General features: G+C 65.1%; 25 protein-coding genes. 14 read left to right on the top strand and 11 right to left on the bottom strand.

Going from position 1 to position 25,134, the window contains the following annotated elements:
* A partial coding sequence (locus CF70_RS38095; protein ID WP_235185131.1) for a hypothetical protein occupies positions 1-198 on the top strand: 198 nt, incomplete at its 5' end.
* Here CF70_RS38095 and CF70_RS20670 read toward each other — a convergent pair.
* Positions 179-973, bottom strand: coding sequence for a substrate-binding domain-containing protein (locus CF70_RS20670; RefSeq protein ID WP_235185132.1), 795 nt, complete (start codon positions 971-973; stop codon positions 179-181). The genes CF70_RS38095 and CF70_RS20670 overlap by 20 nt on opposite strands.
* Before the next feature lie 202 nt (positions 974-1,175).
* Here CF70_RS20670 and CF70_RS20665 point away from each other — a divergent pair, with 202 nt between their 5' ends.
* The 5 genes from CF70_RS20665 (at position 1,176) to CF70_RS20645 (ending at position 6,957) form a co-directional block, all read left to right on the top strand.
* The gene (locus CF70_RS20665) at positions 1,176-2,273 is read left to right on the top strand and encodes a substrate-binding domain-containing protein (RefSeq protein WP_035868777.1); all 1,098 of its coding nucleotides are present in this window, start codon (positions 1,176-1,178) and stop codon (positions 2,271-2,273) included.
* A gap of 106 nt (positions 2,274-2,379) precedes the next feature.
* Positions 2,380-2,997 (top strand): DUF4126 domain-containing protein, encoded by a 618-nt coding sequence (locus CF70_RS20660; protein WP_035868774.1) that lies wholly within the window; start codon positions 2,380-2,382, stop codon positions 2,995-2,997.
* Positions 2,998-3,198: 201 nt separating this feature from the next.
* Complete coding sequence (locus CF70_RS20655) at positions 3,199-5,829, top strand: ABC transporter permease (RefSeq protein ID WP_035868772.1); 2,631 nt, start codon at positions 3,199-3,201, stop codon at positions 5,827-5,829.
* A 53-nt stretch (positions 5,830-5,882) separates the two neighbouring features.
* Positions 5,883-6,302: a group II truncated hemoglobin gene (locus tag CF70_RS20650; protein WP_035868770.1), complete on the top strand. Its 420-nt coding sequence runs from the start codon at positions 5,883-5,885 to the stop codon at positions 6,300-6,302.
* A 37-nt stretch (positions 6,303-6,339) separates the two neighbouring features.
* Positions 6,340-6,957 (top strand): DUF924 family protein, encoded by a 618-nt coding sequence (locus CF70_RS20645; RefSeq protein ID WP_035868810.1) that lies wholly within the window; start codon positions 6,340-6,342, stop codon positions 6,955-6,957.
* A 279-nt stretch (positions 6,958-7,236) separates the two neighbouring features.
* On the opposite strand, the gene CF70_RS20640 is transcribed toward CF70_RS20645, so the two are convergent.
* The 10 genes from CF70_RS20640 to CF70_RS20595 all read right to left on the bottom strand — a co-directional run bounded on the left by CF70_RS20640 (position 7,237) and on the right by CF70_RS20595 (position 15,105).
* On the bottom strand, positions 7,237-7,821 hold the full coding sequence (locus CF70_RS20640) for a TIGR00730 family Rossman fold protein (RefSeq protein WP_035868767.1): 585 nt from the start codon (positions 7,819-7,821) through the stop codon (positions 7,237-7,239).
* Entirely contained in the window at positions 7,818-8,516 is a 699-nt protein-coding gene (locus tag CF70_RS20635) for a TetR/AcrR family transcriptional regulator (protein WP_035868765.1), read from the bottom strand. Before CF70_RS20635 ends, CF70_RS20640 begins: the two co-directional genes overlap by 4 nt.
* Before the next feature lie 114 nt (positions 8,517-8,630).
* Entirely contained in the window at positions 8,631-9,131 is a 501-nt protein-coding gene (locus tag CF70_RS20630) for a diacylglycerol kinase (protein WP_081862258.1), read from the bottom strand.
* Positions 9,115-10,176, bottom strand: a complete 1,062-nt coding sequence (locus CF70_RS20625) for a glycosyltransferase family 4 protein (protein WP_051648693.1) — start codon at positions 10,174-10,176, stop codon at positions 9,115-9,117. Before CF70_RS20625 ends, CF70_RS20630 begins: the two co-directional genes overlap by 17 nt.
* Positions 10,177-10,263: 87 nt before the next feature.
* The gene (locus CF70_RS20620; protein ID WP_035868762.1) at positions 10,264-11,268 is read right to left on the bottom strand and encodes a UDP-2,3-diacylglucosamine diphosphatase; all 1,005 of its coding nucleotides are present in this window, start codon (positions 11,266-11,268) and stop codon (positions 10,264-10,266) included.
* Between the two features lie 259 nt (positions 11,269-11,527).
* Complete coding sequence (locus CF70_RS20615; RefSeq protein WP_035868759.1) at positions 11,528-12,505, bottom strand: esterase/lipase family protein; 978 nt, start codon at positions 12,503-12,505, stop codon at positions 11,528-11,530.
* Positions 12,502-13,068 (bottom strand): RDD family protein, encoded by a 567-nt coding sequence (locus CF70_RS20610; protein ID WP_035868758.1) that lies wholly within the window; start codon positions 13,066-13,068, stop codon positions 12,502-12,504. The genes CF70_RS20615 and CF70_RS20610 overlap by 4 nt, the downstream gene beginning before the upstream one ends.
* Before the next feature lie 276 nt (positions 13,069-13,344).
* The gene (locus CF70_RS20605) at positions 13,345-14,106 is read right to left on the bottom strand and encodes a DUF3106 domain-containing protein (RefSeq protein WP_035868755.1); all 762 of its coding nucleotides are present in this window, start codon (positions 14,104-14,106) and stop codon (positions 13,345-13,347) included.
* Position 14,107: 1 nt separating this feature from the next.
* Entirely contained in the window at positions 14,108-14,542 is a 435-nt protein-coding gene (locus CF70_RS20600) for a DUF3619 family protein (RefSeq protein WP_035868753.1), read from the bottom strand.
* Positions 14,539-15,105, bottom strand: a complete 567-nt coding sequence (locus tag CF70_RS20595) for an RNA polymerase sigma factor (RefSeq protein WP_035868751.1) — start codon at positions 15,103-15,105, stop codon at positions 14,539-14,541. The genes CF70_RS20600 and CF70_RS20595 overlap by 4 nt, the downstream gene beginning before the upstream one ends.
* A 376-nt stretch (positions 15,106-15,481) precedes the next feature.
* Here CF70_RS20595 and CF70_RS20590 point away from each other — a divergent pair, with 376 nt between their 5' ends.
* From CF70_RS20590 to CF70_RS20555, 8 genes are all read left to right on the top strand, one after another.
* Complete coding sequence (locus CF70_RS20590) at positions 15,482-17,242, top strand: acetolactate synthase 3 catalytic subunit (protein WP_035868748.1); 1,761 nt, start codon at positions 15,482-15,484, stop codon at positions 17,240-17,242.
* A complete protein-coding gene (ilvN, locus tag CF70_RS20585) occupies positions 17,242-17,733 on the top strand; it encodes an acetolactate synthase small subunit (protein WP_035868746.1) in 492 nt (163 codons plus the stop codon). The genes CF70_RS20590 and ilvN overlap by 1 nt, the downstream gene beginning before the upstream one ends.
* Positions 17,734-17,830: 97 nt before the next feature.
* Entirely contained in the window at positions 17,831-18,847 is a 1,017-nt protein-coding gene (gene ilvC / locus CF70_RS20580) for a ketol-acid reductoisomerase (RefSeq protein ID WP_035868742.1), read from the top strand.
* 156 nt (positions 18,848-19,003) lie between these two features.
* Positions 19,004-19,648 (top strand): phosphatidylserine decarboxylase, encoded by a 645-nt coding sequence (locus tag CF70_RS20575; RefSeq protein WP_035868739.1) that lies wholly within the window; start codon positions 19,004-19,006, stop codon positions 19,646-19,648.
* A gap of 42 nt (positions 19,649-19,690) precedes the next feature.
* A complete protein-coding gene (gene pssA, locus CF70_RS20570) occupies positions 19,691-20,593 on the top strand; it encodes a CDP-diacylglycerol--serine O-phosphatidyltransferase (RefSeq protein WP_035868736.1) in 903 nt (300 codons plus the stop codon).
* 163 nt (positions 20,594-20,756) lie between these two features.
* Positions 20,757-21,260, top strand: coding sequence for a peptidoglycan-binding protein LysM (gene lysM / locus CF70_RS20565; protein ID WP_035868729.1), 504 nt, complete (start codon positions 20,757-20,759; stop codon positions 21,258-21,260).
* Positions 21,261-21,631: 371 nt separating this feature from the next.
* Positions 21,632-23,170 (top strand): 2-isopropylmalate synthase, encoded by a 1,539-nt coding sequence (locus CF70_RS20560; protein WP_035868726.1) that lies wholly within the window; start codon positions 21,632-21,634, stop codon positions 23,168-23,170.
* Positions 23,171-23,692: 522 nt separating this feature from the next.
* Positions 23,693-24,937 (top strand): branched-chain amino acid ABC transporter substrate-binding protein, encoded by a 1,245-nt coding sequence (locus tag CF70_RS20555; protein WP_035868724.1) that lies wholly within the window; start codon positions 23,693-23,695, stop codon positions 24,935-24,937.
* The last annotated feature ends 197 nt before the right edge of the window (positions 24,938-25,134 follow it).

Below are 25,134 nucleotides of genomic sequence, written 5' to 3'. Positions count from 1 at the left end.
GTATTCCTTTGGGTGCAAAAACCAACGCCGCAGCAAAACGCCCACAAACGCCAGCCAACCAACCCTGCCCGGCAGCCCCCGCAGGGGGATGTCGTATGGCTATCGGGTGCAAAAGCCAACGCCGATCAAGACGAACCAAAGAGCCAGCACATCCGAGCCCTTGGGCACAAACACCCCCTCACTTCCCCTTATAACTAGGAAAGAACAACTGCTCGCCTTCCACCTTATAGGCCGCAATCGTATCCTGCCCTTCCTTGGACGTAATCCACTCCACCAGCTTCATCGCATCCGCATAGTTGGTCCCCGGATGCTTAGCCGGATTAACAGCAATCACCCCATATGGGTTGAACATTTTCGGATCGCCCTCCAGCAAGATGGCCAGCCCGGTCTTGGCGCGATACGCGCCATAGGTGGCCCGGTCCGACAGGGTATATCCCGGCATCTGCGCCGCCATGGTCAACACCTCCCCCATCCCGAGCCCCGCACTCACATACCACGGCTGCCCCTTGGGCTCGATGCCGGCCTGCTTCCAGTAATCCTTCTCCATCACGTCAGTGCCGGAATTGTCGCCGCGCGAGATGAACTTGCTGCCGGCCGCAGGAACCTTCTTGAAGCCGGCGATGACGTCTTTCCCGCCCTTCAGCCTGGCCGGGTCGCCGGCAGGCCCAACCACGATGAAGTCGTTGTACATCACGTCGCGGCGATTGACGCCGTAGCCCGCGGCCATGAATTCGTCTTCCATCTTGCGCGCGTGCACCAGCAGCACATCGACGTCGCCCATCTCGCCCATCTTCATCGCCTTGCCCGACCCCACCGCGATCACCTTTACCGTGACGCCGCTCTTTTGCTCGAACTTCGGCAGCAGGAATTTGAGCAGGCCCGAGTTTTCGGTGCTGGTGGTGGTAGCCAGCTTGAGTTCGCCGGCGAGGGTGCCACTGGCGCCGCTCAGCGTGACCAGGCAAACCAGGCCCAGGGAGCCGGCGGCGCGCCGGGAAATATGAGGCAAAAGGCAGGAGATGGGTAAGCCCGGCACTGTCGCTCCTTGTCTTATGTTTTTAGAAACAGAATTGCCACCAACTCACAGGATCGGTGAGAATGTGGCGAATACCGTGGAAATCAAGGCATTCGATTGTCGATGAGCCACCTCTCTCAAGTAAATATGAAAAGCATTTCATATGACATTCCGCTTTGATCTGTTTCCGGTAGTGGCCGTGGATGACAATCCCCGCTCCAACGGCAAGGTGTTCCAGCTGCTCAAGGCCGTGCGCGAGACTGGCTCCCTGCATCGCGCGGCACGCGAGATCGGGTTGTCCTACCGGCATGCCTGGGGCGTGATGCGCTCGTGGGAGGAGATGCTCGGGCGCAGCATGCTGGACATGGAGCGTGGCCGGGGTGCCTCGCTGACGCTGTTCGGCGAGCGATTGCTGCGCGCGGAAGGGCGCCTGCGCGAATCCATCGATCCGATCGTGCAGAAGGCGATGGTCGACTTCCTGGCGGATCTTGACGATGCCGCCCAGCCGCAGACCCGCATCCGTTTTTCCGGCAGCCACGACCCCGCCATGGAGGTCCTGGCGGACGCGCTGCACGAGGAGCCGGGCGGGCTGCAGCTCGATACGGTGTTCTGCGGCAGCGTGGAGGGCCTGATCTGCCTGCAGGAGCGGCAGTCCGAAGTGGCTGGCTTCTACGTTTCGCCGATCCAGACCGCCGGCTCGGTGGCGCATGTGACGCTGCGCAAGTGGCTGCGCCCGGCCTCCGTACGCCTGATCCGGCTCGCCTGGCGCGAGCAGGGCCTGATCGTGACGCCCGGCCTGGCGCGCGAGATCCGCGACCTGCGTGACCTGGCCCGTACCCGGGCGCGCTTCGTCAACCGGCAGCGCAGCTCGGGCACGCGCATGCTGTTCGACCAGTTGCTGGCCACCCACGGCCTCTTTCCGGACCAGGTCGTCGGTTACGAAATCCCCGAATTCAGCAACGAGAAAGTGGCTGAAGCGGTGCATGCCGGCCGCGCCGAGGTGGGGTTCGGCCTGCGCATGAATGCCGAGGCCCATGGGCTGGCCTTCGTGCCGCTGACGCGCGAGGCGTACTACCTGGCGCTGCGCAAGAATGACCAGATCGCGCCTTGGGCGCACGCGCTGCTGGCCCGGATGGCGGAGCCTGCCTTCGCGCGCCGTATCGAGGCCTTGCCGGGCTACACCATGGCCGAGCCCGATGGCATCCTGACGCCCCAGCAGGCACTCCCCTGGTACGGCCCCGACGGCAAGGAGGGCAGCTGACGCCGGTGCCCGGCCAGGGCCGGTTTCCGGCCGCTTGCGCGCCCGCGTATTAAACTGCATGCATGGGCGGCTACATGCCGGCGGCCCTGACCCTGCAAGGAGTGCCATGCTAGAAACGGCCGCGCTGGCTGCGGGCTTGTCCTGGACCAGCGGATATCGCCTCTACCTGGCCGTCTTCACGGCCGGCGCGCTGGGCCGCGCCGGCTGGCTGCACCTGCCACCTGGCCTGCAGGCGCTTGAGTCGTGGTGGGTGATCGCGCTGGCCGCGGTGCTGGCCCTGGCCGAATTCGTGGCCGACAAGGTACCCGGCTTCGATTCCTTCTGGGACAGCATCCAGACCTTCATCCGCATTCCCGCCGGTGCGATCCTGGCCGCCGCGGCGTTCGGACAGCTCGATCCGCAGTGGATGGTCGCCGCCGGACTGGTGGGCGGCACCCTGGCCGGTACCGCCCACGCGGCCAAGGCCGGCACGCGCGCGCTGATCAATGTATCCCCGGAACCGTTTTCGAACTGGGCTGCCTCACTTAGCGAAGATGTGGCCGCCAGCAGCGGATTGCTGCTGGCGTTTTTCCTGCCGGTGGTCTTCCTGGTGGTGCTGGCGCTGTTGTTGCTGGTGGCGGCGTGGTTGCTGCCAAAGCTGTGGCGCGGCGTGCGCCGCTTGCGCGATGCCCTGGCCAGGCGTGCGCCGGCCGCTGCGCCGGCCGGGCGCCAGCCCAGGCGCTAGCGCCGCCATAATCTGGCCCTGATCCGGTTGGCGAGTGTCCGCCAGCCATCCGCCGTCAGCATGGCGAGGCGCCCGGACCTGCTGTTTTGCCGCTTGCTGTTTTGCCGATATCTCCCGATATCATCGATACCCGCGCGGCCTGCCCGGCAGGCCGCCATGATGCACGTGCACGGACAAGAGATAACAAGAGATAACTGATCCATGTCTTCAGAACCCGCTTCCCGGACTGTTCCCGCCATCGCCGCCGCCATGCCGTCCGGCGCCAGCCCGGCGCGCTTCTCGCCCTGGCGCCAGGCACTGCGCATGGCGCGGCGCGACTGGCGCGCCGGCGAACTGAACCTGCTGCTGTTCGCGCTGGTGCTGGCGGTCGCGGCGCTCAGCAGCGTGGGCTTCCTGGCCGACCGCATGCGGCTCGGGCTGGAGCGCGATGCGCGCCAGATGATCGCCTCCGATGTGCTGATCGTGTCCGACCAGCCGTTCGATGCCGTCTTCGCTGCGCATGCCGCCCAGGCGGGCCTGGTCACGACGCAGACCGTCACCTTTCCCAGCATGGCGAGCGCGCGCGCGCCGGCCAAGGCAGCCGCGCAGGGCAAGGCCAGCGCGGTGCCGGCGGAGGCCGCTTCGCAACTGGCCGCGCTCAAGGCCGTCGGCACCGGCTACCCGCTGCGCGGGCAGGTCAAGGTGGCGGCTGAGCGTGGCGGGCCGGATGCGCCAGCCACCGGCATTCCTGCGGCAGGCACGGTCTGGGTGGACGAGGCCTTGCTCGATTCTCTCGGCGTGGCCTTGGGCGACACCATCCAGCTGGGCAGCCGCGGTTTTCGCATCGAACGCATCATCACACAGGAACTGGACCGCGGTGCCGGCTTCATGAACTTCGCGCCGCGCGTGATGCTGCCGCTGTCGGACCTGGAAGCCACCGGGCTGGTCGGCTGGGGCAGCCGGGTCACATACCGCCTGCTGGTAGCCGGCCCCGACGCCGCCGCGCAGGCCTATCAGCAGTGGGCAGTCGCCGAGATCGACAAGCGCGCGCTGCGCAACACCCGTGTCGAGTCGCTCGAATCCGGCCAGCCGCAAATGCGCGCCACGCTGGACCGGGCCGAACGCTTCCTGTCGCTGGTGGCGGTGCTGTCGTCGATGATCGCGGCGGTGGCGATCGCCATGTCGGCGCGCCGCTATATGCAGCGCCATACCGACGCTTGCGCGGTCTACAAGTGCATGGGCCTGTCGCGCCGCGAGATCCTGCAGGCCTTCGGGCTGGAGTTCCTGCTGCTGGGCATCGGCGGCGCGGCCGCCGGCGTGGCGCTGGGCTACCTGGCGCACTACGGGCTGCTGCTCTCGCTGGGCAACCTGCTCACCGTGACGTTGCCGCAGCCCTCGGTCCTGCCGGCCGTGGTGGGCTTGCTGGCGGGCATTGTCCTGCTGGCCGGCTTTGCGCTGCCCCCGCTGCTGGCGCTGACCGGGGTGCCGCCGCTGCGCGTGCTGCGCCGCGACATCGGCGCGCCGCCTGTGTCGACCTGGATTGCCTACGGGCTGGGCCTTGGCGCCTTCGTGGCGCTGCTGCTGGTGGCAGCCCGCGATCTCAAGCTGGGGCTGACCACCGCCGGCGGCTTCGTGGCCGCAGGCGCCGTGTTCGCGCTGCTGGCCCTTGGCTTGCTGACCTCGCTGGCGCGGCTGATGCGCGGCGGCCGCCTGGCGCGCGGCAGCGTGGGCTGGCGCTTCGCGCTGGCGGTGCTGGAACGCCGGCGCGGCGTCACGGTGCTGCAGACGGTCGCGCTGGCGGTGGGCCTGATGGCGCTGCTGCTGCTTGGCATGACGCGCAACGACCTGATCTCCTCATGGCGCAATGCCACGCCGGCGGACGCGCCCAACCGTTTCATCATCAATATCCAGCCGGACCAGCGCGCGCCCCTGACCGGCATGCTGCAGCACGCCGGCATCGACGACCTGCTGTACCCGATGGTGCGCGGACGTCTGACGCATATCGCCGGCCAGCCGGTGCGCGCTGAGCGCTTCCCGGATGGCCGTGCCCGCAACCTGGTCGAGCGCGAGTTCAACCTGTCCTATACCGACGCGCTGCCGGCGGGCAACCGCGTGGTGGCGGGCAACTGGCTCGGCGGCGGCAAGGCCGGGGCCTCGGTGGAGGAGGGCATCGCCAAGACGCTGGGGATCCGGCTGGGCGATACCTTGCGCTTCGATGTGGCCGGGCAGTCGGTGGAGGCGCCGGTGACGTCGCTGCGTAAGCTGGACTGGGGCTCGATGCGGGTGAACTTCTTCGTCATCCTGCCGCCCGCCGCCATGCAGGGCATGCCGCAGACCTACATCACCGCCTTCCACCTGCCGGCCCGGCAGGCCGCGCTGGGCAACCAGCTGGTGGCGGCATTCCCGAACATAACGGTGGTCAACACCGACCTGATCCTGCGCCAGATCCAGGACGTGCTCGACCAGGTCATTGCGGCAGTGGAGTTCCTGTTCGTGTTCACGCTGGCGGCCGGTGTCACCGTGCTCTATGCGGCGCTGTCCGGCGCGCGCGACGAGCGCAAGCGCGATGCCGGGCTGCTCAAGGCGCTGGGCGCGTCCGCGGCGATGGTGCGGCAGACCCAGTACGCCGAGTTTCTGGTGGTGGGTGGCCTGGCGGGCCTGCTGGCCAGCCTGGGCGCGATTGCCGTGGGCTGGGGGTTGTCGCAGTTCGTATTCGATTTCCCGTTCCGCTTCAATGGCTGGATCGTGCCCGCCGGCGTGCTTTCTGGCATGCTGTGCGCTTTCGCGGGCGGCTGGCTGGGTTTGCGCGAGGTGCTGCGGCAACCTGCGCTGGCCACCCTGCGTGAAGCCTGAGCGGTTTTCGCGCCGCTCGTGCAGCCCGTGCCTCAAGAATTTCCGAGTGTCTTATGAGTACCGAATCCAAACCTGAAGAATCCGCCGCCACCGAAGTGAGCGCCTATGAACTGATCGGCGGCGAGGCGCGCGTGCGTGAACTCGTCGATCGTTTCTACGACCTGATGGATCTCGAAGCCGAGTTCAAGGGGCTCCGTTCCATGCATCCCGCCTCCCTGGATGGCTCGCGGGACAAGCTGTTCTGGTTCCTGTGCGGCTGGCTGGGCGGCCCCAATCACTTTATCGAGCGCTTTGGCCACCCGCGCTTGCGCGCGCGCCATATGCCGTTCGAGATCGGCACCAGCGAGCGCGACCAGTGGATGCGCTGCATGGCGCTGGCCATGCAGGACGTGGGCCTGCCCGAAGACTTGCAACTGCGCCTGATGCAGGCCTTCTTCGGTACCGCCGACTGGATGCGCAATGTACCGCGTTGACGGCCACGCCGTCGATCAGGCTATCCGCCACTCCGCCATGACCAATACGAATCTCGACGCTGTCACTGACTTGCCCGCCGACGCCGGGCGTGTGCTCGATTTCTGGTTTGGCGCGCCCGGCTCGCCAGAGTGGAACAGTTCGCGCGCACAGTGGTTCACCAAGTCCGATGACTTCGACGCCTCAATGCGCGCAGCCTTCCTGCCGCTGTGGGAAGCGACGCGCGCCGGCGCCCATGCCGGCTGGGTGCAGACTCCCGAGGGTGCATGCGCGCGCATCGTGGTGCTGGACCAGGTACCGCGCAACGTCTTTCGCCGCGATCCGCGCAGCTTCGCCTCTGACGCGCAGGCGCTGGCGACGGCCCGCCAGATGGTGGAGAGCGGCGCCGATCGCCTGCTGCCAACGCCATTCCACCGCATGTTCTGCTATATGCCGTTCGAGCACTCCGAAGCGCTTGCCGACCAGGACATCGCCGTGCAGCTGATGACAACGCTGCGCGCGGAGAGCGAGGGCAGGGTGGACGTGGTCGAGTGGGCGATCAGGCACCGTGCGGTGATCGAGCGCTTTGGGCGCTTTCCGCATCGCAATGCTTTGCTGGGGCGGCGGGATACGGAGGAAGAGAGCGCTTTCCTGAGGGAGCCGGGCTCATCGTTCTGATAGAGACTGGACAACGCCATCGTGCTGGTTTCAGGGCAAAACACGCCTGATCTGGGCGAACTCGCGCGAGAGAAACCGGAGACGATGCTGCAGTTGAAGGTTGGCAGCTACCGGTTTCCGAGTGGTCGAGTTGTGCCGTACAACCGCTTCCCTGCCGATCCGTTGACGCCGTTTGCAGATCCATACAGCTACAATGCGCTGGCGGTGCACGGCAGCAAGTTCCCCGTGAATATCGAGCTTGACTACATTCGGCCAGGTGCGCAGCTGCCGGGAGCGCGATCAGGTTTCCGCGCGCTTTTCCTGCCACTTGTCCACCAATACGCGCGGCGCATTGGCGAGCTTGTCGAGGATGCCTTCGGGCGTGGTGTCCGTCATCAGCAGGTCGTTGTGGACCTGCTTCAGGAAGCCTTCATCCACGGCATGCTGCAGGAAGCCCTGCATGCCGTCGTAGAAGCCGGCCACATTGAGCAAGCCCACCGGCTTGGCGTGATAGCCCAGTTGCAGCCAGGTGAAGGTCTCGAACAGTTCCTCGAAGGTGCCGACGCCGCCAGGCATGGCGATAAAGGCATCGGCGCGGTCGGCCATCATCTGCTTGCGCTCGTGCATGTTGCGCACCACGTGCAGCTCGGTCAGGCCCCGATGGCCGACTTCCTTTTGCATCAGCGCATCGGGAATGATGCCGATGGCGGTGCCGCCGTGCGCCAGCACGGCATCGGCCACGATGCCCATCAGCCCGACCTTGCCCCCGCCATAGACCAGCGCCAGGCCGCGCTCGGCCAGGAGCTTGCCCATGTTGCGCGCCGCGGCGGCGTATTCGGGGCGGTTGCCGGGGCTGGAGCCGCAATAGATACAAACGGACTTCACTTTTTTTCCTTTGCAGTTTGTGCCGCCTTGGCGGCGGCGTATTCCTGGGCCAGCACGTCGAACGCCTGGCGGGCCTTGCCGCGCAGGTAAGGAGCGAGGATCGAGAAGATGTGATAACTCGAGCCGTGCAGGTAGCCGCGAATCTGTTCGGGATCGTTGTACTGGCGCGGATGCTGCACGAACTGGAAGGACAGCCAGTAAGTGGCTACCACGACCATATTGGTACAGATGGCATCGACCTGCTCGGGCGTGGCTTCCATCTCGCCGTCTTCCTGGAACTGCCGGCAGATCTCTATCGCAAAGCGCTTTTTCTGCTCGACGATGCGCTTGAAGTTGGTCTCAAGCATGCGGTTGCGCGCCAGCAGGTCGTTGATGTCGCGGTAGAGGAAGCGGTAAGTCCACATGAACTCCGCCATGTACTGCAGGTAGCCCCAGCTCTCGTCCAGCGTGGCCTTGCGGTCGTTGGGCATCTTGAGGCGGCGCTCCATCTCCTGCTCGAACAGCACGAAGATGGAGTTGATGATGTCGTCCTTGTTGCGGAAGTGATAGTAGAGATTGCCAGGGCTGATCTCCATGGCTTCCGCGATGGTCGTGGTCGTGACGTTGGGCTCGCCCAGTTCGTTGAACAGGCGGAGGGAGACGTCTAGGATGCGGTCCCGGGTGCGGCGGGGGCCGGTTTGCTGTTTGGGTTCCATGGGCGACCGGGCGACCGGCAATTCGGTAAGTTGAAGGCGATTATAAGCAATCGCCGTTTGCCGCAATGCCGTATCGGCCACGGACGCCCTGTCTGACGTCGGAATCGCCCACCCTCAGGCTGCCAGCGCCCGCAGCCAGTCCAACACGATCGGTCCGGCAATGGCGAGCCAGGTTCCGCCGCACAGCACCAGCGCCAGCATCACCGCGGCGCTGCCGAAGTCCTTGGCGCGCTTGGACAGGCTGTGGCGCTCCAGCGAGATGCGATCGACCGCGGCTTCCACGCTGGAGTTGAGCAACTCCACAATGAGCACCAGCAGCAAGGTGCCCAGCAGCAGGATGCGCTCGACAACGCCGACTGGCAGCAGCAGGGCGCAGGGTGTCAGGATGGCCACCAGCGTCAGTTCCTGGCGGAATGCGCTCTCTTCCAGTACCGCGTAACGCAGGCCGGACAGCGAATTGATGCCGGCATGCCAGGCCCTTGCCAGGCCGCGATTGCCTTTGTGGGGGTTCTGCTCAATCGTGTAGTCGTTGTTCGGCGAGTCCTGGGCCGGCGCCGAGGTCTGGGGCGCTGGCGGGCGGTGCGGGTCGGACGGCGGGCTATGCGGAGTCGGCATGTTCGGATGGGGTACGTGCGGCATTGCCGTTCAGCGCCGCGCGCACGGCCGGCAGCGGCTGCAGGTGAGTCAGGAACTGCTCGGAGGCGGCACGCCACGAGAACCGCTCGGCATGGGCGCGGGCGGTGGCACGGTCGATGCGCAGCGCCTCCAGGCAAGCTTCGCGCAAGTCTTCGTGCATCACCCCGGCGCCGCTGTCGCCAAGCACATCGATCGGCCCGGTCACCGGGTAGGCGGCCACCGGCAGGCCGCTGGCCAGCGCTTCGAGCAAGACCAGCCCGAACGTATCGGTGCGGCTGGGGAATACGAAGACGTCGGCTGAAGCATACACCTTGGCCAGTTCCTGCTGGCTCAGCACCCCGAGGTAGCTGGCACCAGGATAGCGCGCACGTAGCGACGCCAGTGCCGGTCCGTCGCCGACCACCCACTTGGAGCCCGGCAGGTCCAGCGCGAGAAAGGCCTCGACGTTTTTTTCCACGGCGACGCGGCCCACATAGAGAAAGATCGGGTGCGCCGTGTTGAGCACGTTGACGTGCTGCGCGGTGAACACATCCAGGTCGACGCCGCGGGTCCACAGTACGCCGTGCGTGATGCCGAATCTGCGCAGGTCCTGCAGCACCACGGGTGTCGGTGCCATCACCGCGCGCGCCGGGCCGTGGAACCAGCGCAGGAAGCGATAAGTCCACGCCAGCGGGATGCCGAAGCGCGCCTGCACGTACTCGGGGAAGCGCGTGTGGTACGCCGTGGTGAAGGGCAGCTGGTCACGGATCGCATGGCGGCGCGCCGCCAGCCCCAGTGGTCCCTCGGTGGCAATGTGCAGGGCATCCGGCGCGAAGGACCGGATACGCTCCCTGACCTTGGCGCCGGCGAAAAGGGACAGCGCGATCTCGGGATAGGTCGGGCAAGGAATGGTGCGGAATTCCTGCGGGGTGATCAGTTCCACCGTGTGTCCCATCGCGATCAGCTCGCGGCGGGTGGACTTGAGTGTGCGTACCACGCCATTGACCTGCGGCTCCCAGGCATCGGTGACGATCAGGATCTTCATGCGTGCTCCTTGCGGCCGGGCCGCGTGGGTGACGGGCCCCGGCGGCGCCAGGGCGATCAAGTTGATTGGCGAGTGCATCGAGCCTTGTCAGGCCGTGGCGGTGGCGCGGCGGCTTGCCGTGGCCGGTGCATCGAGCAGGGTGGTCCAGTAGACGATCTGCAGCTCGCCGTCCTGGGTTTCCACCAGGGCGGACAGGCTCTCCACCCAGTCGCCGTCGTTGCAGTAGAGCTGGCCGTCCACCTCGCGGATCTCGGCCTTGTGGATATGGCCACACACCACGCCGTCGCAGCCGCGCCGGCGCGCTTCGTCCACCATCGCCTGCTCGAACGAGTTGATGTAATTCACCGCGTTCTTGACCTGGTGCTTCAGGTATTGCGACAGCGACCAGTACGGGAAGCCGAGACGGGCACGGATGCGGTTGAAGTGGCGATTGATGGCCAGGATCAGCGTGTAGAGCGAGTCGCCCAGGTAGGCCAGCCAGCGCGCGTGCTGCACCACGCCATCGAACAGGTCGCCGTGCACCACCCACAGCCTGCGGCCGGCAGCGGTGACGTGGATGGCGTCTTCGCGCACCGTGATGTCGCCGAAGGCGAGGCCGTCGAACTGGCGCGCCACCTCATCGTGGTTGCCCGGCACGTAGATCACCTCGGTGCCCTTGCGCGCCTTGCGCAGCAGCTTCTGCACCACGTCGTTGTGGCTTTGCGGCCAGTACCAGCCGCGGCGCAATTGCCAGCCGTCGATGATGTCGCCGACCAGGTAGAGCTGGTCCGATTCATTGTGCTTGAGGAAGTCGAGCAGGTAGCCGGCCTGGCAGCCGGGCGTGCCGAGATGGATGTCGGACAGCCAGATGGCACGGTAATGGCGGATCGGGTGCGAAGGGTGCGGGGTTTGGACTGTGGTGTCCGGCGGGGCGGGATTGGCGGGGGCGGGAGAGGTGGCGGTACGCGCGGGAGGCCGTTGCTGCAAGGTACTGCCCGGTGGCATGAATGCGGCCAGCGCGGCGGGCAGGGATTGAGACTCGGTGGTGCGTCTGCCCAGCAAATACGTGGCCTTGGCCAGACGTCCGCAGGCAGAACGAAGAGCTTGAACCATGGCGGCCCCGGTAGCGACGATGGCTGCATTGGGCCAGCCGCGCGTGACGGAGCAGTGACGGAAACATGAACGTCATATGACCGTTGCGAGGATGCCATGCGCGATGAGGGGCGCTGCGTGCCGGGTCCTGGCGGTTGCCACTTTGTACGATGCAGGGTTTGGGCTTCAAACAACCAGCGCCGTACAAGAAACGGCGACAGCCCTTGGCTGCAAAGGCCAACAGTGCCGAAATCGAAACCCGGCAACGTCCGCCGGCGGCTCAGGCCGCCGGCGCCACCGCCGACAACTGCGCAAGCGCGCACAGCACGGCCTGCGTGGCCTGCGGGTGCCGCAACAGGCTGACATGGCCGATGGCGGCCAGGGGAACGTGATGGGCGCCTTCCAGCCAGGATGTGCCGGCCGGGCCCGCGATGGAGTCGTGCCAGCTGAAGATCGACACCAGCGCGGCGCGCTGGCGGGGCGTTTCCCGCGCCGCCAGCGCGCGCAGCCAGGCGCTGCCGCAGCGCATCTGGCGCGCGTTGAAACCGCCGCCGTAGCGGGCCAGCGCGCAGCCGTGGTGCGGGGTGCCCAGCGTGACGATGCCGCGGCACGGGGGCGGCGCACCCCTGCCGGCCAGCGCGGCACGCGCGGCCAGGCCGCCCATGCTGTGGCAGAGCAGCAGCGGAGGCTGGCCGGTGGTGGCGGCAATGCGTGCCATGGCGGCGCGCACTTCGAGGGCATAGTGATCGATGTCGCCGAAGACCGGGTCCAGGTCGATCGCCTCGCAGTGATAGCCGGCCGCCGCCAGGGCGGGCTGCATATCGAGCCAGACCGCATGGTTGCAGCCGTAGCCGTGCACCAGCAGCAGCGGCGGACGCGAACTCGGCGCATTGGCCGGGCGGAGGCGCCGGTGCGAACAGAACGGCTGCAGCCAGTTGAACATGCGGAACACAGCGGCGTATTCGCGCAAGTAGCAGGCCAGCGCCCGCGGCAGCGTCAACGGCGCCGGCCGGGTGTCCAGCAAGGCGCGCGGGAGCGGCGGGCGGGCCTTGGCGGGCTCGCCGATGCCGCGCTGGGAAATGGCAAAGGCGCCGGCGACGGCCAGCCCTAGCACCGCTAGCACCACGCCGATGCCGGCCAGCAGGGCTGGGGCAAGGGACCAGTCATGCCAGTCATGGAGTGCGGTGGCGCAGCCCAGTGCTGCGGCGGCCTGCAATGCCACCGCGGTGCGGCGCAAGGCGGCGGCCGACAGGTTCATGGCTTGGGCGGGCGCAGGTCGGTCAGGCGGGTGCGGGCGAGGCGGTCGTGCAGGAACTGCCGCCTGGGGTCCAGCCAGGCCAGCAGGATCCAGAGCAGCAGTCCGGCGCACAGCACGCCAATGAAGGGGCCCTTGACGAGGCCGAGGAAGTGGCCGGCCGCCGCCGAAGGTGGCAGCCACAGCCATGCCAGCAGGTAGCGCAGCGCCGCCTGCGGCCAGCGCGGGGGCGTTCCCGAGGCCGTCTCCACGCGCATGCGCCAGGTCTGCATGGCCAGGGTCTGGCCGTTGCGCTGCCAGAACCAGACGAAATAGCAGCCCAGCACCAGGAAGCTCCAGCATTGCATGGTGAAGCGGCCGTCCAGGTCCAGTTGCTGCAGCCCAGGGCGCGCCAGCAGGTAGAGCCCGGTAGAGGCGCTCAGCACGCCGAACAGCAACACGCCCTCGTACAGCATGCAGGCGATGCGGCGGCGGATCGTCGGCGCCTGGCCCGGCCCCACAGGGCCGGCTGGCGCGGCGGATGCAGCCGGCTTGGCGTTGGATTTTGGCGTGGTGACGGCAGGCATGGCGATCAGACGGGAAAACGGCGGGGTCCGGCGCCGGCTCGGCGGTGATGCCTGAGCGGGCAGCGCGCCGCCTGGTAAATAAGGCTGCCGGATGATGGGATCCGGCGGGATCCCATGACTCCCAAGTCATTCGCGGCAGCGGCGTCCACGGCGAGCCGGGCGGCGAAGCAGGGCCGCCAGCCAGGAAACAAGCGCGGCTGAGGCAGCACAAGCGGCATTATGCCAAAAGCCGGGATCGTCAGGGTATGGCGGTACGGGCAGCGCTACCGCAGGTTCTCAGCGGCGCACCGGCTCGTCAGGGCTGGTGGCACTGGCGGCACTGCTGGCGGCGGCTTCGGTGGCGGCCTCGCGCGGGGTGTCCGTCGCCGGGGCCGCGGCGACGGCCGTCGAGGTGGCCTGGGGCTCAGGCGCCAGTGGGGCGGCTTTGGGTGCCGGCGTGCGCCTGGCGTTGGAGGTGGCGCTGGCCGGCGCCTTCTTTTCCAGGTGCAATTGCCGCGTGGTCTCGGCGGGCAGCCGCTTGCCCGAAGGCAGTGCGCTGACCGCGCCCGGACGGCGTGGCACCTTCTCGGCCGCCGCCAGGTTCTTCTTCTGCTCTTCCGGCAACTGCTGGTACTTGTCCCAGGCTTCGGCCTTCTTCTGGGCCGGCACCGAACGCGTGATCTGGTAGTTTTCGCGGGCCAGGCGGCGTTGCTGCGGTGTCATCTTGACCCATTCGGTCATGCGCGTCTGCAGGCGTGCCTGTTCGGCGGGCGAAAACTTTGGATAGCGCTCTGCGATCTGCAGCCATTTCCGCCTGTTCAACTCGGGGAAGGTGTTCCACTCCCCGGCCAGCGGCTCCAGAACGCGCTGCTGCACGGGGTTGAGTTCCTCCCAGGCCGGATGGGCGTTTGCGACGGCGGCGGCAGCGGGCGCGCGGCCACCCTGTGCGTGGCACGTAAGCGGCCCCAGGTACAAAGTGACGGCGGCAGCCATCCCGGCCAGCAGCAAGGCTGCCAGCCGCCGGCGCGGTGCGTCGGGGTTGAGGTGGGCGCTGGTCATGTTACTGGCCGCGCTTCAGGAACACGTGGAAGCCTTGGTCGGCATAGGCCGTGGGCGGGAGATCGTCGAGCAGCATGGCGGCATCCACATCCGCGAGCTCATCGACGCGCTGCTGCTGCTGCCAGTGGTAAATGCCGATCAGTCCGGCGGCCAGGGCCACCAGCGTCCACACCAGTCCGAGGCGGCGCAGCCATGCGCCTGCGCGATGCAGCGGCGAGTCATCCTCGTCGAAGGAGACCGTGTGCAGCCCGGCCGTGGCCAGTTGCGGCGCGGCAACGGCGGCCTGCGCCTTCTTGCGGGACAGCGCTATCCGCCGCGCGGCGGCGAGCCGGTCGGTCACATTGTCGGGCAACGCATTCGCCGAGGCATCCAGTGCCGTGCGAATCTCGTGTGCCAGGCGGCGTTCGTTGATTTCTTTTTCGTTTCTCGTGCTCATAGTCGGACCCCCCGCGCTCGCAATGCCTGCGCCAGTGTGTGCGTGGCACGGGAACAGTGCGTCTTGACGCTGCCTTCGGAGCATCCCATGACAGCAGCCGTTTCCGCGACGTCCATATCCTCCCAGTAACGCATCAGGAAGGCTTCGCGTTGACGTGCCGGCAAGCGCTGGATCTCCTGTTCGATGATGTGCATGGTCTGGGCGCGCTCGACCTTGTCGGCGCTGCTCTCGGCGGATTCGGTGCCGATCTCGGCCTCGAAAGTGTCGAGCAGGTCATTATCCTCGCCTTCGCGGTCGTCGCGCAGGTTGGAAAACAGCGTGACCCAGGTATTGCGCACTTTCTGGCGGCGGAACCAGTCGTGGATGGTGTTTTGCAGTATGCGCTGGAACAGCGGCGCGAGTTCCGCGGCGTTCTTGTCGCCATATTTTTCGGCGAGCTTGATCATCGCGTCCTGGACAATGTCCAGGGCGGCTTCGTCGTCGCGCACCGCAAACACGGCCTGCTTGAAGGCGCGCCGCTCGACGCTGGCGAGAAAGTCGGATAGTTCCTGATCGGTAGCCATGCAGGCGGGGTACAGACGGTGGGGCCTTGGCCGACGGATGTGCAGAAAACGGCTTCTTGCACGTCCAAAATGGTGGGATGCTAGCAAATAACCCCCCCTGTGACCATCCTTGTTCTCTCTTGTGGTCATTCAGGCGCGGGGTAGGGTAGTGGGTGGCGCGTTCCCGAATTTTGCGCGAAGCCCCCGGGATGAAAAAAGCCCGTAGACCAGCCTGATCCAATACAGTATCATCGCTGGTTCACACGACATCAGTGGTTGTCTCATCCGGCCGCTTATGAGGCGGTCTTCCATGCAGACGCGCACCGCTTGAACCCGTGCCACAAGCCCGGCAGAGAGCATCCGAACAATTTTTTGCCGAAAATTGCAAAGGACTGAAATGAACATGCCCAGCGCGGAATTCCACGCAGACAGCAATTCATCTGCCGCACCCGAAATGATCGGGGCGGAAATTCTCGTTCACGCACTTGCCGAAGAAGGCGTCGAGTACGTCTGGGGCTACCCCGGCGGCGCAGTGCTGTATATCTACGACGAGTTTTACAAGCAAAAGAAGATCGAGCACATCCTGGTGCGCCACGAGCAGGCCGCGGTTCATGCCGCAGACGGCTATGCGCGTGCGACCGGCAAGGTGGGCTGCGCCCTGGTGACCTCCGGTCCCGGCGTCACCAATGCGGTGACGGGCATTGCCACGGCCTACCTGGACTCGATCCCGATGGTGATCATCACCGGCAACGTGCCGACGCACGCCATCGGGCAGGATGCTTTCCAGGAATGCGACACGGTCGGCATCACCCGCCCCATCGTCAAGCACAACTTCCTGGTCAAGGACGTCCGCGATCTCGCTTCGACCATCAAGAAGGCGTTCTATATCGCCGCGACCGGCCGTCCTGGCCCGGTTGTCGTCGATATTCCCAAGGACGTTTCCCGCAATTCCTGCAAGTACGAGTACCCCAAGTCGATCGACATGCGCTCGTACAGTCCGGTGAACAAGGGCCATTCGGGCCAGATCCGCAAGGCGCTCGCGCTGTTGCAGGGCGCCGAACGTCCGTTCATCTACGCAGGCGGCGGGGTGGTGCTGGCCAACGCCAGCGAGGAGCTGCGCCAGCTTGCCGCGCTGACCGGCCATCCGGTCACCAACACGCTGATGGGTCTCGGCTCGTTCCCTGGCACCAGCAAGCAGTTCGTCGGCATGCTCGGCATGCACGGCACGTATGAAGCCAATATGGCCATGCAGAACTGCGACGTGCTGATTGCCATCGGCGCCCGTTTCGACGACCGCGTGATCGGCAATCCGGCTCACTTCACCTCGCAGCCGCGCAAGATCATCCATATCGACATCGATCCGTCTTCCATCTCGAAGCGGGTCAAGGTCGACATTCCCATCGTGGGCCACGTCAAGGACGTGCTGCAGGAACTGATCGCGCAGCTGCAGGCCAGCGACGTGAAGCCCAAGCGCGAGGCCCTGGCCAAGTGGTGGGAGCAGATCGAGCAGTGGCGTTCGGTGGACTGCCTCAAGTACGACCGCGAATCCGAGATCATCAAGCCGCAGTACGTGGTGGAAAAGATCTGGGAACTGACCCACGGCGACGCCTTTGTCTGCTCGGACGTGGGCCAGCACCAGATGTGGGCCGCGCAGTTCTACAAGTTCAACGAGCCGCGCCGCTGGATCAATTCCGGCGGCCTGGGCACGATGGGCGTGGGCCTGCCGTACGCGATGGGCATCAAGAAAGCCTTCCCCGAGAAGGAAGTGGTGACCATCACCGGCGAAGGCTCGATCCAGATGAACATCCAGGAACTGTCGACCTGCCTGCAGTACGACACCCCGGTGAAGATCTGCGCGCTCAACAACCGCTATCTCGGCATGGTGCGCCAGTGGCAGGAAATCGAGTACGACAACCGCTACTCGCACTCCTACATGGATGCGCTGCCCGACTTCGTCAAGCTGGCCGAGGCCTATGGCCATATCGGCATGCGCATCGAAAAGACGGCAGATGTCGAGCCCGCCCTGCGCGAAGCGTTCCGCCTGAAAGACCGTACCGTGTTCCTTGATTTCCAGACCGACCCGACTGAAAACGTGTGGCCGATGGTGCAGGCCGGCAAGGGTATCTCCGAAATGCTGCTTGGCGCGGAGGACCTGTAATGCGACATATCATTTCGGTCCTGCTGGAAAATGAACCCGGCGCGCTGTCGCGCGTGGTTGGCCTGTTCTCGGCGCGCGGCTACAACATCGAGACGTTGACGGTGGCACCCACCGAAGACGCTTCGCTGTCGCGCATGACCATCGTCACCAGCGGCTCGGACGACGTGATCGAGCAGATCACCAAGCACCTGAACCGCCTGGTGGAAGTGGTCAAGGTGGTGGACCTGACCGAAGGCGCGCACATCGAGCGCGAGCTGATGCTCGTCAAGGTGCGCGCGGTGGGCAAGGAGCGCGAGGAAATGAAGCGCACCGCCGACATCTTCCGCGGCCGCATCATCGACGTCACCGAGAAGACCTACACCATCGAGCTGACCGGCAACGGCGGCAAGCTGGATGCCTTCCTCGACGCCATCGACCGCGCCGCCATCCTCGAGACCGTCCGTACCGGCGGCTCGGGCATTGGCCGCGGCGAGCGCATCCTGAAGGTCTGAACCCGATTGCAGTATCCAGCGGCGGCGCCGGTGCCGGCACTAGCCGGGCGGTAGCCGCCAACCCGACACACGAAAACGAAAGATCGAAGGAATTATCATGAAAGTGTTTTACGACAAGGACGCCGACCTCTCCCTGATCAAGGGCAAGAACGTCACCATCATCGGCTACGGCTCGCAAGGCCACGCCCACGCGCAGAACCTGAACGACTCCGGCGTCAAGGTGACGGTCGGCCTGCGCAAGAGCGGCGCATCGTGGAACAAGGCCGTCAACGCCGGCCTGCAGGTCAAGGAAGTGGCCGACGCCGTCAAGGACGCCGACGTGGTCATGATCCTGCTGCCGGACGAGCAGATCGCCGACGTGTACAAGAACGAAGTGCATGACAACATCAAGCAAGGCGCGGCACTGGCCTTCGCCCACGGCTTCAACGTGCACTATGGTGCCGTGATCCCGCGCGCCGACCTCGACGTGATCATGATCGCCCCGAAGGCCCCGGGCCACACCGTGCGCTCCACCTACGCCCAAGGCGGCGGCGTGCCCCACCTGATCGCCGTGCACCAGGACAAGTCCGGCGCCGCCCGTGACATCGCCCTGTCGTACGCTACCGCCAACGGCGGCGGCCGCGCCGGCATCATCGAAACCAACTTCCGCGAAGAAACCGAAACCGACCTGTTCGGCGAGCAGGCCGTGCTGTGCGGCGGTACCGTCGAGCTGATCAAGGCTGGCTTCGAAACGCTGGTGGAAGCCGGCTACGCGCCGGAAATGGCCTACTTCGAGTGCCTGCACGAACTCAAGCTGATCGTCGACCTGATCTATGAAGGCGGCATCGCCAACATGAACTACTCGATCTCCAACAACGCCGAATACGGCGAATACGTCACCGGCCCGCGCGTCGTGACCGAGGAGACCAAGAAGGCCATGAAGCAATGCCTGACCGACATCCAGACCGGCGAATACGCCAAGAGCTTCCTGCTGGAAAACAAGGTCGGCGCCCCGACCCTGATCTCGCGCCGCCGCCTGACGGCCGAGCACCAGATCGAGGAAGTGGGTGCCAAGCTGCGCGCCATGATGCCCTGGATCGCAAAGAACAAGCTGGTCGACCAGTCGAAGAACTAAGCTGTATTGCAGCCCGACGGCCCGCCGCCGCTGACGGCGCGGGCCGCAGCCGTTCAGTATTCCGCGCAATATCCCCGCTTCGAGGGGTTATTCGGGCGGGGACTGAACGGCTTTTTGTTATCCTTGTCAGACTTTATTCCTCTATCCAAGCACTGCATGAACTATCCTCATCCGCTGATCGCCCGTGAAGGCTGGCCATTTCTGGCCGGCGCCTTTGTCATCTCGCTGCTGGTGCAGGTCAGCGCTGGCTTCTGGTGGGCCTTGCCGCTGTGGATCATTACGCTGTTCGTGCTGCAGTTTTTCCGCGATCCGCCGCGGCCAATCCCGGCCCAGCCGAACGCTGTCCTGGCCCCCGCCGACGGCCGCATCGTGGTGGTCGAGAAGACCATGGACCCCTACGCGGGACGCGAGGCGCTGAAGATCAGTGTCTTCATGAACGTGTTCAACGTACACTCCAACCGCGTCTCCGTGGATGGCAAGGTAGAGAAGGTCGAGTATTTCCCCGGCAAGTTCGTCAACGCCGACCTCGACAAGGCCTCGCTGGAGAACGAACGCAACGCCGTGGTCATCCGCCGTGCCGCTGACGGCAAGGTGGTGACGCTGGTACAGGTGGCCGGCCTGGTGGCCCGCCGCATCCTCTGCTATACCCGGGTTGGCGAAACGCTGTCGCGGGGCCAGCGCTATGGATTCATCCGCTTTGGCTCGCGCGTCGACGTCTACCTGCCGGTGGACGCGCGCCCGCGCGTCACCATTGGCGAAAAAGTGTCGGCCTCGTCGACCATCCTGGCCGAACTGGATTAATCCGGCCAGGCCGGAATACACCGGACCCACTGGAGAACAGGCATGGGTGCTTTCAATCGACGCAACAAGCGCGTTAGCAATGGCAACGTGACGAACTTGCGTCCTTTCCGCCACAATCAGCTGCGCGGCAACGAACCCGGCGACTTCGACGACGAAGCTGGCGACGATCACGATATCGAGTACGTGCGCCCGCGCCGGCGCGGTATCTACCTGCTGCCCAACGCATTTACCACGGCGGCGCTGTTCGCCGGGTTTTTCGCTATCGTGCAGGCCATGAACATGCGCTTCGACAGCGCGGCCATCGCCATCTTCGCCGCCATGGTGCTGGATGGCATGGATGGCCGCGTGGCGCGCATCACCAACACGCAGAGCGCATTCGGCGAGCAATATGACTCGTTGTCGGACATGACCTCATTCGGGGTTGCACCGGCGCTGGTGATGTACGAGTGGATCCTGCACGACCTGGGCAAGTGGGGCTGGATCGCCGCGTTTGTCTACTGCACGTGCGCGGCACTGCGGCTGGCACGTTTCAACGCCAACATCGGCGTGGTCGACAAGCGCTTCTTCCAGGGGCTGCCCAGCCCGGCGGCGGCGGCGCTGGTGGCCGGCTTTGTCTGGCTGGTAATCGACAACAAGTTGCCGGTAAAGGAACTGTGGATGCCGTGGGTGGCATTCGGCATCACGCTGTATGCCGGGCTTTCGATGGTCTCCAACGCGCCGTTCTACAGCGGCAAGGCGCTCGATGTTCGCTACCGCGTGCCTTTCGGCATGATGGTGCTGGTGCTGGTGCTGTTTGTTGTGGTCTCGACGGATCCGCCGGTGGCGTTGTTCGGGCTGTTCGTGGCATACGCCATTTCCGGTTACCTGCTATGGGGCTGGCATGCGTTGCATGGCAAGCCGGCAGGCATCCGGACGGCGCGGGACGGCGGGAACGAACGTTCCTGACGGCAGGTCGGTAAAGAGGCGCTACGGCGCCTTTTTACTTTTTGTTTTCCAGAACTCTGCGCTGTCTGGCCCGCAAAGGCCGGGGCGCAGGCTAGCGGCGCGGTTTGCCGTGGTTTGTTGTATCCACTGTTGTCCACTTATCACTGACCAACTGGAGGTTCTCATGGGCATGCTCGACTTCATCAAGGAAGCAGGAGAGAAACTGTTCGGCGGCGGCGCAGCCAAGGCCGCGCCGGCCGAGGCTCCGGCCGATGCACCGTCGGCGGACGTCGATGCGGCCAACCGCGCGGCTGGCGATGCCATCGAGGGCTACATCAAGCAGATGAACCTGGATGCCACCGGGTTGATGGTGCAGGTTGACGGTGCACAGGCGCTGGTGACGGTGTTCGGCGTGGCGCCGGATCAGGCGACCCGCGAGAAGATCGTCCTGTGCTGCGGCAATGTCCAGGGCGTGGAGAAGGTCGAGGACAAGATGTCGGTCAATGTCGACTCGATCGAGTCGACATGGCATACGGTGGTCAAGGGCGACACTTTGTGGGCGATTTCCCAGGCGGCCTATGGCAATGGTGCGCTATACACCACCATTTTCGAGGCCAACCAGCCCATGTTGTCGCATCCGGACAAGATCTATCCGGGCCAGAAGCTGCGCATCCCGCCCAAGGCCTGACGCCTGGCATCCCGGGGGGCAGGGCGCCCCTGGGGCCTTTCTTCCCGGCTATCACCCCGATTCACGCGACCATATTGCACACGCCCGGCATCTCGGCTATAGTCGCTGACATGATTTCGCGCCAAACTCTACTCGCCCGCACCATTCTAGGTGGCCTACTAGGTCATCAGGTCGGGACGCGTTTGCGCTGAGGGAAGCCAAGACCCTCGCGCCAAGTCACACAGGATTCATAAAACGCCCCGGCCTGCATCACTGCACGCCGGGGCGTTTTGCATTCAGCACCAATACAGCAGCACAGCAAAACAACACGGCGAATGCCGAGACAGCAACTTGATTCGCCCGATACAAAGATAAGCCCAGGAGCCCCACTCATGTCCGACAAACTCATTATTTTCGACACCACCTTGCGCGACGGCGAACAGTCGCCAGGCGCCTCCATGACCCGCGAGGAAAAGATCCGCATCGCGCGGCAGCTGGAGCGCCTGAAGGTCGACGTGATCGAAGCCGGCTTTGCGGCCAGCTCCAACGGCGACTTTGAAGCGATCCGCTCCATCGCGCAGGTCGTCAAGGATTCGACCATCTGTTCGCTGGCCCGCGCCAACGACCGCGATATCGCGCGCGCGGCGGAGGCGCTGAAACCGGCCAACGCCTTCCGCATCCATACCTTCATCGCCACTTCGGCGCTGCATATGGAAAAGAAGCTGCGCATGACGCCGGACCAGGTCTATGAGCAGGCCATCCTGGCGGTACGCTTTGCGCGCCAGTTCACCGACGATATCGAGTTTTCGCCCGAAGACGGCAGCCGTTCGGACATGGATTTCCTGTGCCGCGTGCTTGAAGGCGTGATTCGTGAAGGCGCTACCACCATCAACCTGCCGGATACCGTGGGTTATGCCGTGCCGGAAGGCTATGCGGGGCTGATCCGCTCGGTGCGCGAGCGCATCCCCAATTCCGACAAGGCCATCTGGTCCGTGCATTGCCATAACGACCTCGGCATGGCGGTGGCCAACTCGCTGGCAGCAGTCAAGCTCGGCGGCGCGCGCCAGGTCGAGTGCACCATCAACGGCCTGGGCGAGCGCGCCGGCAATACCAGCCTGGAAGAAGTGGTGATGGCGGTGAAGACGCGCCGCGACTACTTCGACCTCGACGTCGGTGTGGACACCACGCAGATCGTGCCGGCCTCCAAGCTGGTATCGCAGATCACCGGCTTCGTGGTGCAGCCCAACAAGGCCGTGGTCGGCGCCAACGCGTTCGCCCATGCTTCGGGTATCCACCAGGATGGCGTGCTGAAGGCGCGCGATACCTACGAGATCATGCGCGCCGAAGATGTGGGCTGGACCGCCAACAAGATCGTGCTGGGCAAGCTCTCGGGCCGCAATGCCTTCAAGCAGCGCCTGCAGGAACTCGGCATCGAACTGGAAAGCGAGAGCGAAGTCAACGCCGCGTTCACCCGCTTCAAGGAACTGGCCGACCAGAAGTCCGAGATCTTCGACGAAGACATCATGGCCATCGTTTCCGACGAGGCACACGACGTCAACGAGCACTTCCGCTTTATCTCCCTGTCGCAGCACTCCGAAACCGGCGAGCGCCCGCATGCGCGCGTGGTGTTCAATATGGACGGCCACGAGCTGACCGGGGAAGGCGAGGGCAACGGTCCGGTCGATGCCACGCTGCACGCGATTGAAGGCAAGGTCAACAGCGGCGCCGAACTGGTGCTGTATTCCGTCAATGCCATTACCGCCGGCACGCAGGCCCAGGGCGAGGTAACGGTCCGCTTGTCCAAGGGCGGGCGCATCGTCAACGGCGTGGGCACCGATCCCGATATCGTGGCCGCTTCGGCCAAGGCCTACCTGGCTGCCTTGAACAAGCTGCACGATAAGGCCGTGCAGAAGATCAACCCGCAGATCTGATCCCGATCTGACCGGTAAGCCCGCGGCCTAAGCGGCAGCGGGGCTTGAATCGGCCCGCCGCGTTCCCACGAGGACGACGGCGGGCGTTTTGCGTTCTGCGCACGCTCGACGAACGGCGCCGGTCACACCTCACCGGCGCCGGTCAGGCCCGTTGGCGAGGGGGGGCGGGCGTGATCTGGGTCTGGCGCAGCACGCCGCCGCCATCGAAATAGAAATTGAAATTGAACATTGACGGCCAGTTGCCTGCTTGGGCTCGCGGGACTTGCCTTCAACTGGAAGAAGCGCTGGCAAAAGCGCTGGTGCCAGCTCCGGTGCTAGCGTCCGCGCGCCGGCATGCGCCGGCTTGGGGCCGAATACAGGAGCCGGCGACCGCTGGTCCTGCGTTCTTCCCTTCAACTTCCTCTATTTTCGCCGCCACTTGGGCTATTCTCGCTCAACTCCGCGTCTTACCGCGAAGGCGCGCCCATTTGCCTCCGCCTGGTCCCTGGCTTACCATGCAGCGCTTTAGCGGGAGGTCTCTCGATGTGGTGTAAAAGATGGCTGGCAGCTTGCTTGCTCGCGGTGGCGGCAGGAGCCGGCGCGCAGGAGCCGATCCGTCTCGGCATGATCGAGGGGTTGTCCGGTCCCTTTGCCAACGCAGGCGATGCCGTTGTGCGCAACCTGCGGATTGCCATCGATCGCGTCAACGCGCGTGGCGGCGTCAAGACTGCCGAGGGCCCGCGTCCCTTTGAACTCGTTACCTTCGATAGCAAGGGCAATGTCGACGAGAGCCTGATCCAGTTGCGCGGCCTGGTGGACAGGAACATCCCCTTTGTCCTGCAAGGCAACAGTTCGGCGGTGGCCGGCGCGCTGGTTGGCGCCATCAATCGGCACAACGCGCGCCAGCCCGAGGCGCGCGTGCTCTTTCTCAACTATTCCGCGGTCGATCCCGCGCTGACCAACGAAAGCTGCAGTTTCTGGCACTTCCGCTTCGATGCGAGTGCCGACATGCGTATGCAGGCGCTAACCGAGGTCATCCGCGCCGATACCAGCGTGCGGCGCGTGTACCTGATCGACCAGGATTACAGTTTTGGCCATCAGGTGGCTCGTTCGGCACGCGAGATGCTGGCCGCCAAGCGCCCGGAGTTGCGCATCGTGGGCGACGAGTTTCATCCAATTGGCAAGATCAAGGATTTCGCCCCGTATATCGCCAAGATCAAGGCCAGCGGCGCGGACGCCGTGATTACGGGCAACTGGGGCAACGATCTCACGCTGATGGTCAAGGCAGCGCGCGAAGGCGGACTGAAGGCCAAGTTCTACACGTTCTATGGCAATGGCCTGGGCGCGCCGGCGGCCATGGGCGACGCCGGGGTCGGGCGGGTGCTGGCGGTGGCCGAGTGGCATCCGAACGTGGGCGGCGCGGCTTCGGATGCGTTCTACCAGGCGTTCCGGGCGCGCTACCCGGAGCCCAAGGACGACTACGTGCACCTGCGCATGCAGATGATGGTGGAGATGCTGGCCCGGGCGATCGAGAAGGCAGGGTCGACGGATGCCGTCAAGGTGGCGCGGGCGCTCGAGGGTATGCGCTATGTCAACGATTTTCATGAGGCGACTATCCGGGCCGATGACCATCAGGTGCTGCAGCCGCTTTATGTTTCCGTGATGGAGCGGCAGGGCGGGGATGTGCGGTTTGATAACGAAGGATCGGGGTATGGGTTCCGGACTGTCAGGAAGCTGAAGTCCGCCCAGACTACACTGTCCACCAGTTGCAAGATGGAGAGGTTTTAGCGGAGATTCGGTGGGGGGCAACCAGTCCGCAACCGGGCAAATTCCATCTCCATCCCAATTTCCGCTATAATCGCCGGCTGTCAAGGTCAACCGGTTGCTCAATCGGTCCGGCCAGGACGGAAATTGCCTGACAGCAACATCAAAGGCACGACGCATACGGCACATTCCGCGCTGTAGCGTTCGCAAGTGAAAAGGAA

It is taken from the genome of Cupriavidus sp. SK-3 (assembly GCF_000611145.1).
Classification (GTDB): Bacteria; Pseudomonadota; Gammaproteobacteria; order Burkholderiales; family Burkholderiaceae; genus Cupriavidus.
This window is presented reverse-complemented; position numbering and strand designations above follow the sequence as displayed.